At 73.2% G+C, this 13023-nt stretch carries 13 protein-coding genes; 10 read left to right on the top strand and 3 right to left on the bottom strand.

Going from position 1 to position 13023, the window contains the following annotated elements; genetic code table 11:
• Positions 1–7: 7 nt before the first annotated feature.
• Entirely contained in the window at positions 8–1381 is a 1374-nt protein-coding gene (locus AQI95_RS36390) for an aldehyde dehydrogenase family protein (protein WP_067134347.1), read from the top strand.
• Entirely contained in the window at positions 1378–2160 is a 783-nt protein-coding gene (locus tag AQI95_RS36385; protein WP_067134345.1) for a 3-oxoacyl-ACP reductase, read from the top strand. The genes AQI95_RS36390 and AQI95_RS36385 overlap by 4 nt, the downstream gene beginning before the upstream one ends.
• A gap of 21 nt (positions 2161–2181) precedes the next feature.
• Here AQI95_RS36385 and AQI95_RS36380 read toward each other — a convergent pair whose 3' ends face one another.
• Entirely contained in the window at positions 2182–3384 is a 1203-nt protein-coding gene (locus tag AQI95_RS36380; protein ID WP_067134343.1) for an amino acid deaminase/aldolase, read from the bottom strand.
• Between the two features lie 273 nt (positions 3385–3657).
• Here AQI95_RS36380 and AQI95_RS49325 point away from each other — a divergent pair, with 273 nt between their 5' ends.
• Together AQI95_RS49325 and mycP are read left to right on the top strand one after the other, a co-directional pair.
• Complete coding sequence (locus AQI95_RS49325) at positions 3658–5358, top strand: hypothetical protein (RefSeq protein WP_244188962.1); 1701 nt, start codon at positions 3658–3660, stop codon at positions 5356–5358.
• On the top strand, positions 5355–6542 hold the full coding sequence (gene mycP, locus AQI95_RS36370) for a type VII secretion-associated serine protease mycosin (RefSeq protein ID WP_067134341.1): 1188 nt from the start codon (positions 5355–5357) through the stop codon (positions 6540–6542). Before AQI95_RS49325 ends, mycP begins: the two co-directional genes overlap by 4 nt.
• Before the next feature lie 94 nt (positions 6543–6636).
• On the opposite strand, the gene AQI95_RS36365 is transcribed toward mycP, so the two are convergent.
• Complete coding sequence (locus tag AQI95_RS36365) at positions 6637–7581, bottom strand: serine hydrolase (RefSeq protein ID WP_067134338.1); 945 nt, start codon at positions 7579–7581, stop codon at positions 6637–6639.
• A 173-nt stretch (positions 7582–7754) separates the two neighbouring features.
• Here AQI95_RS36365 and AQI95_RS36360 point away from each other — a divergent pair, with 173 nt between their 5' ends.
• Positions 7755–8495 (top strand): SseB family protein, encoded by a 741-nt coding sequence (locus tag AQI95_RS36360; RefSeq protein ID WP_067134476.1) that lies wholly within the window; start codon positions 7755–7757, stop codon positions 8493–8495.
• A gap of 1 nt (position 8496) precedes the next feature.
• On the opposite strand, the gene AQI95_RS36355 is transcribed toward AQI95_RS36360, so the two are convergent.
• Positions 8497–8853 (bottom strand): DUF1844 domain-containing protein, encoded by a 357-nt coding sequence (locus tag AQI95_RS36355; protein WP_067134335.1) that lies wholly within the window; start codon positions 8851–8853, stop codon positions 8497–8499.
• 353 nt (positions 8854–9206) lie between these two features.
• On the opposite strand from AQI95_RS36355, the gene infC reads away from it, so the two are divergent.
• The 5 genes from infC (at position 9207) to AQI95_RS36330 (ending at position 12903) form a co-directional block, all read left to right on the top strand.
• Positions 9207–9869 (top strand): translation initiation factor IF-3, encoded by a 663-nt coding sequence (infC, locus tag AQI95_RS36350; protein WP_041667362.1) that lies wholly within the window; start codon positions 9207–9209, stop codon positions 9867–9869.
• Positions 9870–9981: 112 nt separating this feature from the next.
• Positions 9982–10176 (top strand): 50S ribosomal protein L35, encoded by a 195-nt coding sequence (gene rpmI, locus AQI95_RS36345; protein WP_003977225.1) that lies wholly within the window; start codon positions 9982–9984, stop codon positions 10174–10176.
• 106 nt (positions 10177–10282) lie between these two features.
• Positions 10283–10666: a 50S ribosomal protein L20 gene (rplT, locus tag AQI95_RS36340; RefSeq protein WP_067134332.1), complete on the top strand. Its 384-nt coding sequence runs from the start codon at positions 10283–10285 to the stop codon at positions 10664–10666.
• A gap of 198 nt (positions 10667–10864) precedes the next feature.
• Entirely contained in the window at positions 10865–11722 is an 858-nt protein-coding gene (locus tag AQI95_RS36335; RefSeq protein ID WP_067134328.1) for a TrmH family RNA methyltransferase, read from the top strand.
• Positions 11723–11769: 47 nt separating this feature from the next.
• Positions 11770–12903 carry a sensor histidine kinase gene (locus tag AQI95_RS36330; protein WP_067134326.1) on the top strand — a complete coding sequence of 378 codons (1134 nt, stop codon included), beginning with the start codon at positions 11770–11772 and terminating at the stop codon, positions 12901–12903.
• Positions 12904–13023: the final 120 nt, after the last annotated feature.

Below are 13023 nucleotides of genomic sequence, written 5' to 3'. Positions count from 1 at the left end.
TCGATTCGTGTCCGAACCAGACGAGTTGAAGGTCCTCAACCCCGCCACGGAAGAGGTCGTCGCCACCGTCCCCGCCGCGAGCGCGCAGGACGTGGCCGCCGCCGTCGTACGCGCCGCACGCGCCCAGACCCGGTGGGCCGCCCTCGCCCCCGCCGACCGGGCCCGGCTGCTGCGCCGATTCGCCGACACCGTCGACGCGCACGTCGAGGAACTGGCACAGCTGGAGGTCCGCGAGGCCGGCCACACGATCGGCAACGCCCGCTGGGAGGCCGGCAACGCCCGCGACCTGCTGCACTACGCGGCCGGCGGTGCCGAACGCCTCCTCGGCAGCCAGATCCCGGTACCCGGCGGCTGGAACGTCACCTTCCAGGAACCCCTCGGCGTCATCGGCGTGATCGCCCCCTGGAACTTCCCCATGCCGATCGCCGCCTGGGGCTCCTTCCCGGCCCTCGCGGCCGGCAACACGGTCGTCCTCAAGCCCGCCGAGACCACCCCGCTCACCGCGCTGCGCCTCGCCGAACTCGCCCTGGACGCGGGCCTGCCCGAGCATGTCTTCCAGGTCCTGCCCGGCCACGGCCACGTTGCCGGACGCGCCCTGGTCGACCACCCCGACGTCGCCAAGATCGTGTTCACCGGGTCCACCCGCACCGGCCGCGAGGTCATGGAGCGCTGCGCCCGCCTGGTCAAGCCCGTCACCCTCGAACTCGGCGGCAAGAGTCCCAACGTCGTCTTCGCCGACGCCGATCTCACAGCCGCCCTGGACCCCTTCTCCTTCCTGGACAACTCCGGCCAGGACTGCTGCGCCCGCACCCGCATCCTGGTCCAGGAGGCCGTGCTGGAGGAGGCCCGGGACCGCCTCGCCGACGCGCTGGCCGCCGTCGTCGTGGGCGACCCCGCCGACGACAAGACGCAGATGGGCCCGCTGATCTCCCGTCAGCAGCTGGACCGCGTACGCTCCTACGTTCCCGAGGACGCCCCCGCCCTGCGCGGCAGCGCCCCCGACGGCCCCGGCTTCTGGTTCCCGCCGACCGTCCTCACGGGGGAGCGGCACGACTCCGGCGCGGCCCGCGAGGAGATCTTCGGACCGGTGGCCGTCCTGCTCCCCTTCACCGACGAGGCCGACGCGATCCGGCTCGCCAACGACACCCCCTACGGCCTCTCCGGCTCCCTGTGGACCCGGGACCTCGGGCGCGCCCTGCGCGTCTCCCAGGCCGTCCGCGCGGGCAACCTGTCCGTCAACTCCCACTCCAGCGTCCGCTACTGGACCCCGTTCGGCGGCTACAAGCAGTCCGGCCTCGGCCGTGAACTGGGCCCCGACGCCCTGACCGCCTTCACCGAAACCAAGAACGTCTTCATCAGCACGGAGGGCCCCGCACAGTGACCGCAGAAACTGTTTGCCGCCGCCTGGTCGGCCGTACCGCCGTCGTCACCGGAGCCGGCAGCGGCATCGGCCTCGCCACCGCCCGCCGGCTCGCCTCCGAGGGCGCCCATGTGGTCTGCGCGGACGTGGACGAGGCTCGCGGCAAGGCCGTCGCCGACGAGGTCGGCGGACTCTTCGTGAAGGTCGACGTCACCGACCCCGAGCAGGTCGAGGCGCTGTTCAAGACCGCGTACGACACCTACGGCAGTGTCGACGTCGCCTTCAACAACGCCGGCATCTCCCCGCCCGACGACGACTCCATCCTGGAGACCGGACTGGAGGCCTGGAAGCGCGTCCAGGAGGTCAACCTGACCTCCGTCTACCTGTGCTGCAAGGCCGCCATCCCCTACATGCGCCGCCAGGGCAGGGGTTCCATCATCAACACCGCGTCCTTCGTGGCCCGGATGGGCGCGGCCACGAGCCAGATCTCGTACACCGCCTCCAAGGGCGGCGTCCTCGCCATGTCCCGCGAACTCGGAGTGCAGTTCGCCCGCGAGGGCATCCGTGTGAACGCCCTGTGCCCGGGGCCGGTCAACACCCCGCTGCTGCAGGAGCTGTTCGCCAAGGACCCCGAGCGGGCCGCCCGCCGCCTCGTGCACATCCCGGTCGGCCGGTTCGCCGAGGCCGAGGAGATCGCCGCCGCCGTCGCCTTCCTGGCCAGCGACGACTCCTCGTTCGTCAACGCCACCGACTTCCTGGTGGACGGCGGTATCGCGGGCGCGTACGTCACGCCCCTGTAGAGAAGGGTCCGAGGCGGCCGGTCAGAGGAAGGTCCGGCCCTCGCCCCGGTAGGTCGGCACGGTCGCCGTGACCGCGTCCCCCTCGATCAGGTGCAGCGCCTCGAACCGCTCGCACAGCTCGCCCGCCTTGGCGTGCCGGAACCACACCTTGTCACCGATGAGGAGGTCGTCGGCGGGCGAGCCCAGCAGCGGGGTCTGCACCTCGCCGGGGCCTTCCTGCGGGTCGTACCGCAGGCCCTCGGGCAGATACGGCACCGGCAGCCGGTCGGGACCGGCGACGCCGGAGGCCGGATACCCGCCGCCGAGCACGGTGACCACCCCGACGCCCGGCCGCCGCACGACGGGCTGGGCGAACAGGGCCGCCGGGCGGCCGGTGAAGGACGTGAAGTTGTCGAAGAGCCGCGGCACATAGAGCCCCGAGCCGGCCGCGATCTCGGTCACGGCGTCCTCGGCGGCGGTGTGCTGCACACTGCCTGTCCCGCCGCCGTTGACGAACTCCAGGTCGGGGACGACGGCCCGTACCGCGCGCACGACCGCGGCCCGCCGCTCGGCCAGCTCCCGGCGGGCCGCCGCCTGCATCAGCCGGACGGCCCGCGACCGCAGCGGCCGCCCGGCCACACAGTCCCCGACCCCCGCGATGTGCCCCTCGTACGCCATGATCCCGACCAGCCGGAAACCCGGCCGCCGGGCCACCGAGCGGGCCAGCTCGGCGAGTTGGGCGGGGGAGTGCAGCGGGGAGCGTCGCGCCCCGACCCGGACCCGGCCGCCCAGCAGCTTCAGCGAGGTGTCCAACTCCAGGCAGACACGCACCACTTCACGTCCGCCGTCGCGGGCGGCGTCGATGAGGTCGAGGTGGGCCGGATCGTCCACCATCACGGTGACCGCACCGGCGAGTTTGGGGTCCGCGGCCAGCTCCGCGAAGCCGCCGCGGTCGGCGGACGGGTAGGCCAGCAGGATGTCGTCGAACCCGGAACGGGCGAGCCACAGCGACTCGGCCAGGGTGAAGGACATGATGCCCCGGAAGCCGTCCATGGCCAGGGTGCGTTCCAGCAGCGTCCGGCAGCGCACGGACTTGCTGGCGACCCGGACCGGCTTGCCCGCGGCCCGGCGGACGAGATCGGCCGCGTTGGCGTCGAAGGCGTCCAGGTCCACGATCGCGCAAGGGGCGTCGAGATGGGCGGTGGCCCGGTCGTAACGGGCCCGATCAGCGGCAGGCGCAGTCATGACGGAAGCCTGCCAGACAGGATTACCGCAGGGTAGGGGGACGTTCCGGGCAGATGCCCCGGAGCCCCGGAGTGGTTCTGTTTCTGGCCCGGACAACCCGTAGAGTGACGCGCACGTACGGCGGAAGGCACCCGACCGCTTCACTTGAACCGGGATGCCCGTCCGGCCGTACGGGTATGCGTGCCCGGACGGAGCCTTCGCACCGGGCGCGGCCGAGCAGCGCAGCGGCCCGCGTCGGTGAAGACGGCCCGGGTCCGAGGAAACGGGGGGTGCATGAGCACGGAAGCGCGCCACGCTCCCATCCCGCCGCGCCCCCAGGCCCCGCCCCGCCCCCAGGCCCCACCGCGTCCCTCCGCTCCACCGCGCCCGGCCACCCCGCCCGACGACGCCGACGACGAGCCGTCGGTCTTCACCCCGCGCACTGCGCGAACCGGCCGCGCGCCGACCGGGGCACCGGCACGGCAGGAAGGGGCTGCCACGGCCGCCGCCGCAGCCCCTGGCCGGCCCTCGACCGGGGACCTCGCCCCCGGAGCCCGGCGCCCGGCCCGGCCGGTCGGGCCCGAGGACCAGGCACCGCCCGCCGCCTCGGACGACAGCGCGTCCGCCGACGACGCCGGCTCCGGGACGCGCGCCGGGCAGCTGCCTCGGTCCGGGAAGCCGTACCCCGTCCTGTCCGAAGCCGGTGCACCGGTGAGTCCGCCTCCGCCGTCCGCTTCGGCCCGGTTCCCGGACGCGCCGCCGAGCACGGGACGCGCGGGGCGCCGGGACGGATCCGGTGCGGGCGGGCCCGAGGGCGGCACCCAGCGCCCCGGCCGGGCGCCCCGGCCGGCACGAGCCCCGGCGGAGACCCCGGCGGAGACGACGACCCGGCTCCGCCCGATCACCGACTTCCCGGCGGCGCACCGCACCGGTGCCACGGCCGGCCGCCCGCCCGCTCCGTCCGCCGCGTCAGGCGCCGAGCGCCGTACGTCCGCCGCGCCGAGCGCCGAGCGCCGTGCGTCCCTCACGCCGGGCGGTGAGTCTCGTACCACCCCTGCCTCCGCCCACGCGGCCCCGGTCTCCGCCCGGCGTACGGAGACGGGTGCCTGGAGTCCCACGGCGCCGGACCGCCTCGCCGGACCACTACCGCCCGCCGCCGCGTACGTGCCGGACCCGGCGCTGTCCTGGACCGCCGCCGCGGTCGTGCGGCCCGTCGTCCCCGGCGGCGAGCCGGCGCGGCACCGGGTGGGGCCCCGCACCGCCGCCGCTGCCGCCTGCCTCGTGCTCGGCCTCGGGCTCATCGGCGGTGCCGTGACCGGGAGTTGGCTCACCGACGACGACGGGGACGACGCCTCCGCCGACCACTTCGCCACCGCCGGCACGCTCTGGCACAACGTGCCCGTCGACCAGCTGTTCCCGCCCACCGTCCAGGGCACGGGCGCCGGACCCGGCGGCGCCGACCGCACCTGGGCCCGGATCGCCGTGGCCCCCGACAGCGGCTGCGCCCACGCCTTCGACCCGCTGCTGGCCAAGGTCCTCGCACCCGTCGGCTGCCAGCGCCTCCTGCGCGCCACCTACACCGACGCCACGCAGAGCTATGTCACCACCGTCGGCCTGCTGTTCACCAAGGGCGACCCCGCCGCCATGTCCGCGCTCGCCCACCGCTTCCGCACCGAGCGCCTGGACCGCCGCGCCGACCTGATGCCCCGCCCGTACGCGGCCCAGGGCACCGTCGCGGCCGGCTTCGGCGACGAGCAGCGCGCCTCCTGGACTGTCTCCGTCCTCACCGACGCCCCCGTCGTCGCCTATGCCGTCTCCGGCTGGGCCGACGGCCGCGGCGTCGACGCGCCCCAGCCCGCCGCCGACGCCGTCAGCGCCGGCGCCACCACCGCCCAGGCCCAGGCCGGACTCGGCAACGAGGCCCAGGGGCTGGCCGACCGCATCGAACGGCGGCTGCGCCAGGACATCGGCACGGCCACGGAGAAACCCTCATGAGGCGATCGATACGCGGCCGGCTCCGGGTGGGCCGCGCCGGAGCCACGGTGAGCGCGCTGCTCGCCGGCACCCTCGCCGTGCTGCCCTCCACCGAGGCCCACGCCGACGGCATCCGCGCCCAGCAGTGGGCCCTGTCCGCGCTCCACCTGGACGAGGCCTGGCGCACCACCAAGGGCCGGGGCGTCACCGTCGCCGTCCTGGACACCGGTGTCGAGGCCGACCACCCCGACCTCGCCGGCAATGTGCTGCCCACCCACGACATGATCGGTTTCGGCGCCAGGCAGGGCGACCGCGCCTGGGCCCGGCACGGCACCGCCATGGCCGGCATCATCGCCGGGCACGGCCACGGCCCCGGCGACTCGGCCGGTGTGATGGGCGTCGCCCCCGCGGCGAGGATCCTGCCCGTGCGGGTGATCCTGGAGGACAACGACCCCGCCCGCGCCAAGGCCCGTACCACCCGCGGCAACGCCCTCGCCGACGGCATCCGCTGGGCCGCCGACCACGGCGCCGACGTCATCAACCTCTCCCTCGGCGACGACTCGGACTCCGCGCACCCCGAGCCGAGCGAGGACGAGGCCGTGCAGTACGCCCTGAAGAAGGGCGTGGTCGTCGTCGCCTCCGCGGGCAACGGCGGCGAGAAGGGCGACCACATCTCCTACCCGGCGGCCTACCCCGGCGTCATCGCCGCGACGGCCGTCGACCGCTTCGACACCCGGGCCTCCTTCTCGACCCGCCGCTGGTACGCCGCGGTCAGCGCGCCCGGCGTCAACGTGGTCATCGCCGACCCCGACCACAAGTACTACGAGGGCTGGGGCACCTCGGCCGCCTCCGCCTTCGTCTCCGGCGCGGCGGCCCTGATCAAGGCCGCCCACCCCGACCTCGCCCCGGCCCAGGTCAAGAAGCTGATCGAGGACACCGCCCAGGACGCGCCGGTCGGCGGCCGGGACGACTCCCGCGGCTTCGGCATGATCGACCCGGCGGCCGCGCTGAAGGCCGCCGACCGGATCCGGCCGGAGAGCCTGCGGGTGACGTCGTACGACAAGAAGTACTTCGGCGCCGGTCCGGACGCCCCCAAGGCCACCGCCCAGGCCGCCGACTGGGCGGGCCCCCTCGCCGGCGGCGCCGGCGGGGTGCTGCTGGTGGCGGGCATCGTCCTGTGGCGGGGCCGCAGACAGACGGGCTGAGAGCACCCGGCGCCGACCGCCGTGAGGTCCGTGCAGGACCCCGGTGCGGCGCCGAGGCGCTCGGCCGGATCGATCGCCGGTTCACACCGTTCACTCACCGGCGAAACGCCGACACCGCCGCCTTCGCCGCCGCCTCCACCAGGGCGATGCCCTTCGTCTGGGTGGCGGTGCCGTTCGACAGGACCGCCACCAGGTAGTCGGTGCCGTCCACCGTCACCCGGCCGATGCTGTTCACGTCCCACAGCCCTGTCGTGCTGCGGGCCAGCCAACCGTTCTTCAGCGCCCAGGAGTTGCCCTCGGCGGCAGCCGACACGCCCCACTGCTGGTCCGGCTCGACCTGTTTCATCAGCGCCTGCACATATGTCCGGGAGGCGGCGCCGAGTCGTGAGTCCTCGCCGAACACCTGGCGCAGCAGGACGAGTTGGTCGGCCGACGTGGTCTGCGTCAGTCCCCACAGCTCGCCCTCGCCGCCGGTGGTCGCGGTCAGCCCGAAGCGTCTGTTCGCCGCGTCCAGGCCGTCCGCCCGCCCGATCGAGTGCCACAGCGCCGTCGCGGACGCGTTGTCGCTGTTCTCGATCATCTTCGTGGCGTACGCCCGCTCGGCCGCCGTCAGCCGCCGGTCCGCGTCCTGCGCCTGGAGCAGCAGCGCGGCCAGGATGTCGACCTTGACGATGCTCGCCGTGTCGAAGGCGGCGTCCCCGTACACGGCGCTCTGCCCGGAGTCCACCGCCAGCACCGCCGCCGACACCTGCGCGCCCGACGGCACGCTCACCGCGGACATCGCGCTGCTCAAGCGCGCGTCCCGGTCCACCACCGGCTCCGTCACGGAGGCCTCCTCACCCGCCCCGGCCGAGGCGGAGACCGAGGGCGCCGCCGACGACGATACGGCCGAGGCCCCCGAGTGCGCCCGCGCCTTCACATACGCCGTACCGCCGGCCGTGGCCCCGCCCACGGCGACCACGGCCAGCGCGGCGTACAGCAGCGGACGGCGCCGGGACGGGCGCGCACGACGGCCACGGCGGGCTCTGGGGGACTCCATGCCCGCGATACTTGGAGCGCGGACTGTGCGGCGCGTTGGACGGACATGAGATCCGCGTCAGCGACGGCTGAGATTCCCGTGAAACCGGCGCCCCCGGCCCTTCGGGACGGCAGCCGGCGGCGCCTTCGGCCCCGCACGAACCCCGCGACGTGCCCCCTATAGGGTCGGTGACCGTGGCGAACAAGAACATTCCCGACCCCGGCTTCTCCGACGACGACGGCTCCGCCGACCCCCGGCTGAGCGCCGCGCTCGCCGCCTGGGCCGCGGACCGCGGCGCCCTCGGTCCCGTGCTGGAGGCGCTGAAGGGCGCCCGGCTGCTCGTCCCGGTCGTCGCCGTGCTGGGCGAGGTCGAGGAGGACGAGAACGGGCTGCGCCGCGAGAAGACGAGCGACATGGCCGTACCCACCCTGAAGGCCGGCCACCGCACCGCCCTGCCCGCCTTCACCTCCACCGACTCCCTCGCCCGCTGGGACCCCGCGGCCCGCCCGGTCGCCGTACCGCTGCACCAGGCGCTGCAGGCCGCCGCCCACGAGAAGGCCGACACGGTCGTGCTGGACCTCGCCGGACCGGTGCCGTTCGAACTGACCGGCCCGGCGCTGCTCGCCCTCGCCGAGGGCCGTACCAGCACCGAACCGATCGCCGACCCGGCCGTTCTCGACGCCGTCCGCGCGGCCGTGGCCGCGGAACCCGCCGTGCTGCGCGCCCACCTGGGGCCCGGACAGGCCGACGGCACCCTCGCCCTCGTCCTCGACCCGGCCGCGGAGCCCGCCCGCGCCGCCCGCGTGGTCGCCGAGCGCCTCGCCGCCGACGAAACGCTGAGGGCCCGCCTGACGCGCGGCCTCGACCTGGCACTGCTGCCGGCCGGGACCACGCCGCCGGGCGAGCCCCTGTACACGAAGGAAGAAGAGGAATAGATCAGCCGTAGACGGGGCCGGTGTACTTCTCGCCCGGCCCCTGGCCCGGCTCGTCCGGGACGATCGACGCCTCGCGGAACGCCAGCTGCAGCGACTTCAGACCGTCGCGCAGCGGAGCCGCGTGGAAGGAGCTGATCTCGGTCGCGCTCGCGTCCAGCAGGCCGGCGAGCCCGGTGATCAGCTTGCGGGCCTCGTCCAGGTCCTTGTACTTGTCACCCTCCTCGCTCAGTCCGAGCTTCACGGCGGCGGCGCTCATCAGGTTGACGGCGACCGTCACGATCACCTCGACGGCGGGGACCTCGGCGATGTCCCGGGTCATCGCGTCGAAGTCGGGATTCTCAGGAGGGGTCTGACTCATGCCCCACACGATAAGCGGTGCGGGCGGGCGTCCTCCGATTAGCCCTTCCCCGACGGTGCTGCTAACCTTGTGTGACGACCGGCCGGACATGCCCTGCCAAGGCAGAGCACCCGGCCCACAAGTGGAGGCTCCGATCTCCCACCTGACCGTCCTTCGGGACGGCGGGTCACCCCGGTCAGGCGGCCACCATCGTTCCGTACGGACGATGGAGCCGCCCGAATCGCGCCCCGCGGCATCGCGGCGGTGCTCCGGTAGTGCTGCGGAGCCTCGCCTGTGATCGTCCGGGGCATTTTTGCTGCTTCGGTGCGGTTAGGTCTAAGGAAAAGACGTACGCGGCTGTCCGCCAGACAACCGTGTGGTGCTACCGAGGAGGATCCATCAGCGCCGAGCCCCGCATCAACGACCGGATTCGCGTTCCCGAGGTGCGACTTGTCGGTCCCAGTGGCGAGCAGGTGGGCATCGTCCCGCTCGCTAAGGCACTGGAGCTTGCGCAGGAGTACGACCTGGACCTGGTCGAGGTCGCGGCGAACGCCCGTCCGCCCGTGTGCAAGCTCATGGACTACGGGAAGTTCAAGTACGAGTCGGCCATGAAGGCCCGTGAGGCGCGCAAGAACCAGGCGCACACGGTCATCAAGGAGATGAAGCTCCGGCCGAAGATCGACCCGCACGACTATGACACCAAGAAGGGTCACGTCGTCCGGTTCCTCAAGCAGGGCGACAAGGTCAAGATCACGATCATGTTCCGTGGTCGCGAGCAGTCCCGGCCCGAGCTGGGCTACCGACTGCTGCAGCGTCTCGCGGAGGACGTCCAGGACCTCGGTTTCGTCGAGTCGAACCCGAAGCAGGACGGCCGGAACATGATCATGGTTCTCGGTCCGCACAAGAAGAAGACCGAGGCCATGGCCGAGGCCCGTCAGGCGCAGGAAGCCCGCAAGGCCGACGCGAAGGCGAACCCCGGTAAGTCGCAGAACCCTGCCGAGGCTGAGGCGCCTTCCGAGGAGCCCGCCGAGGCGTGATCCCGGGGGACAGCAGTCCCCAGTGGATGTAACCGAATGAAGAGCGACGCTCCACCGTGCCCGGTTTCACGACCGGGCACCGGAGCGCCACCGACGAGGAGATAACGGCGCTATGCCGAAGAACAAGTCGCACAGCGGTGCCAGCAAGCGCTTCAAGATCACCGGCTCCGGCAAGGTGCTGCGCGAGCGCGCCGGCAAGCGCCACCTGCTCGAGCACAAGTCGTCCCGCGTCACGCGTCGTCTCACCGGCAACGCCGAGATGGCCCCGGGCGACGCCGCGAAGATCAAGAAGCTTCTCGGCAAGTGACGTACGCGGCGCTCGTACCCCTCTGAGCGCCGTACGTCAGGACCGGGACCCAGTCGTTTCCGGGTCGTGTGAGTACCCCCACGACCCCGCTACAAGGAGTTAACAAGTGGCACGCGTCAAGCGGGCAGTCAACGCCCACAAGAAGCGCCGGGCGATCCTCGAGCAGGCCTCCGGCTACCGCGGTCAGCGTTCGCGCCTGTACCGCAAGGCCAAGGAGCAGGTCACCCACTCGCTGGTCTACAACTACAACGACCGCAAGAAGCGCAAGGGCGACTTCCGTCAGCTGTGGATCCAGCGCATCAACGCCGCTGCCCGCGCCAACGGCATCACCTACAACCGCTTCATCCAGGGTCTGAAGGCCGCGAACGTCGAGGTCGACCGCAAGATCCTGGCCGAGCTGGCCGTGAACGACGCGAGCGCCTTCGCGGCGCTCGTCGAGGTCGCGCAGAAGGCGCTGCCGGCGGACGTCAACGCGCCGAAGGCCGCGTGACGCTGCGCTGGCTGTAGGCCGACGTGACGGTAGGACCCGCAGGCTCCAGGGCTTGCGGGTCCTGTTGTTGGGCCCGCAGCGGATTCGTTCGGCTGCGGGTGCGTGGGGGCTGGTCGCGCAGTTCCCCGCGCCCCTGGGGGGTGCGGGCGCCGTGGCCCAAGAAGTACCCGCGTTGAAATTCTCGTGAAAGTGAAGAGGATGCCCACCCCCGAGCTGATCTCCCCCCGGTCCGCCCGTGTCGTCGCCGCGCGGCGGCTCGGCAAGCGGAATTTCCGGGGCAAGGACCGGCTGTTCCTCGCGGAGGGGCCGCAGGCCGTCAGGGAGGCGGCCGGGCATCGGGTGGACGGCGACCCCACCCTCGTCGAGCTGTTCGCCACCGTGGAGGCCGCGGAGCGGTACGCCGACATCATCGGCGCGGCGCGCGACGCCGGCGCCCGGGTGCACCTGGCCTCCGAGGACGTCATCGCCGACATCTCCACCACCGTGACCCCGCAGGGGCTGGTCGGGGTCTGCCGGTTCCTGGACACCCCGTTCGAGGAGATCCTCGCCGCCCGGCCGAGGCTGGTGGCCGTGCTCGCCCATGTGCGCGACCCCGGCAACGCGGGCACGGTGCTGCGCTGTGCCGACGCCGCCGGCGCCGAGGCCGTGATCCTCACCGACGCCTCCGTCGACCTGTACAACCCCAAGGCCGTGCGCGCCTCCGTCGGCTCCCACTTCCATCTGCCCGTCGCCGTCGGCGTTCCCGTCGAGCGGGCCGTTCAGGGGCTGAAGGACGCCGGGGTGCGCATCCTCGCCGCCGACGGGGCCGGGGACCGCGACCTCGACGAGGAGCTGGACAAGGGGACCATGGGCGGGCCGACCGCCTGGGTGTTCGGCAACGAGGCGTGGGGGCTGCCGGAGGAGACCCGCGCCCTCGCCGACGCCGTCGTCCGCGTGCCCATCCACGGAAGGGCCGAGAGCCTGAACCTGGCCACGGCCGCCGCCGTATGTCTCTACGCCTCGGCCCGTGCGCAGCGCGCCTCCGGAGGGTGCCGCATCGTCACCGAGAGCGAGTAGGGTGACGGGCTCGGGGCCCTGCGCCGTCTGAGAGGTGGGGTACGGGGATGAGTGTGGCCGGCACGAACACCGCACCGGAGGGACGGGGCGCGCGGCGCGCACCCGTGTCCGGGTACGGCGACCAGGCCGGCCTCGACCCCGACCAGCTCCCCGACGGCCTCGTCGTCGCCGACGCACACGGCCGGGTCGTCCGCTTCAACGCCGCCGCCGCCCGTATCACCGCCGTACGCGCCGCCGACGCCCTCGGGCAGCCCCTGGAGAAGGCGCTTCCGCTGGAGGACCTGGAGGGCCGCCGCTGGTGGCAGCTGACCGACCCCTACGGCGGGCTCGCGATCCGGGTGGGCCAGCCCGAGCGCAATCTGCTGCTGCCGGGCGGGCGGGAGGTCCTGGTCTGCGCCCGGTACATCCGGGCCGAACCGCTCGGGCCCGTCCAGCGGGTCGTGGTCTCGCTGCGGGACACGGAGGCCCGTCGTCGTACCGAGCGCAGCCACGCCGAGCTGATCGCGACGGTCGCCCATGAACTGCGCTCGCCCCTCACCTCCGTGAAGGGCTTCACCGCCACGCTCCTCGCCAAGTGGGAACGCTTCACCGACGACCAGAAGCGGCTGATGCTGGAGACCGTCGACGCCGACGCCGACCGCGTGACCCGGCTCATCGCCGAGCTGCTCGACATCTCCCGGATCGACTCCGGGCGGCTGGAGGTGCGCCGGCAGCCCGTCGACATCGGGGCCGCCGTCTCCCGGCACATCCAGGCCTACGTCGCCGCGGGCCAGCCCGCCGACCGCTTCCTGCTCCGCATCGAACAGCCGCTGCCCGCCCTGTGGGCCGACCCCGACAAGATCGACCAGGTCCTCAGCAACCTGATCGAAAATGCCGTGCGGCACGGTGAGGGAACCGTCACCATGGACGTCACGCCCTGCGCATCCCCGCGCGAGGGCGAGGAAACCGGCACGTCGGTCACGGTGAGCGACGAGGGTCCCGGCATCCCGGAGGAATCCATGAACCGCGTCTTCACCCGCTTCTGGCGGGGCAGCAAGCGCGGCGGCACCGGCCTCGGGCTCTACATCGTCAAGGGCATCGTCGAGGCCCACGGCGGCACGATCACGGTCGGCCGCGCCCAGAGCGGTGGCGCCGAGTTCCGATTTACGTTGCCCGTGGCGGCCCCGGCCTACCTGGCCTAGGTGCCCCGCGGGCGCATTCGCGTTCCTTCACCCCGTTAGACTCGGCCTTTGGCACCTTTGTGTCCTTCACGCGGCCCTCGCGAGTCGGTGACGGGGACCATCCGCCAGCCAATCGGAAGC

The sequence above is a fragment of the Streptomyces yokosukanensis genome (assembly GCF_001514035.1).
GTDB lineage: Bacteria > Actinomycetota > Actinomycetes > Streptomycetales > Streptomycetaceae > Streptomyces > Streptomyces yokosukanensis.
Note: the sequence above shows the minus strand (reverse complement) of the source record. Positions and strands in the feature narration are given on the sequence as shown.

Coding starts and splice junctions, on each gene's coding strand:
- AQI95_RS36380 (WP_067134343.1), bottom strand. CDS start 3,384: ATGACTGCGCCTGCCGCTGATCGGGCCCGTTACGACCGGGCCACCGCC.
- AQI95_RS49325 (WP_244188962.1), top strand. CDS start 3,658: ATGAGCACGGAAGCGCGCCACGCTCCCATCCCGCCGCGCCCCCAGGCC.
- mycP (WP_067134341.1), top strand. CDS start 5,355: ATGAGGCGATCGATACGCGGCCGGCTCCGGGTGGGCCGCGCCGGAGCC.
- AQI95_RS36365 (WP_067134338.1), bottom strand. CDS start 7,581: ATGGAGTCCCCCAGAGCCCGCCGTGGCCGTCGTGCGCGCCCGTCCCGG.
- AQI95_RS36355 (WP_067134335.1), bottom strand. CDS start 8,853: ATGAGTCAGACCCCTCCTGAGAATCCCGACTTCGACGCGATGACCCGG.
- rpmI (WP_003977225.1), top strand. CDS start 9,982: ATGCCGAAGAACAAGTCGCACAGCGGTGCCAGCAAGCGCTTCAAGATC.
- AQI95_RS36335 (WP_067134328.1), top strand. CDS start 10,865: ATGCCCACCCCCGAGCTGATCTCCCCCCGGTCCGCCCGTGTCGTCGCC.
- AQI95_RS36330 (WP_067134326.1), top strand. CDS start 11,770: ATGAGTGTGGCCGGCACGAACACCGCACCGGAGGGACGGGGCGCGCGG.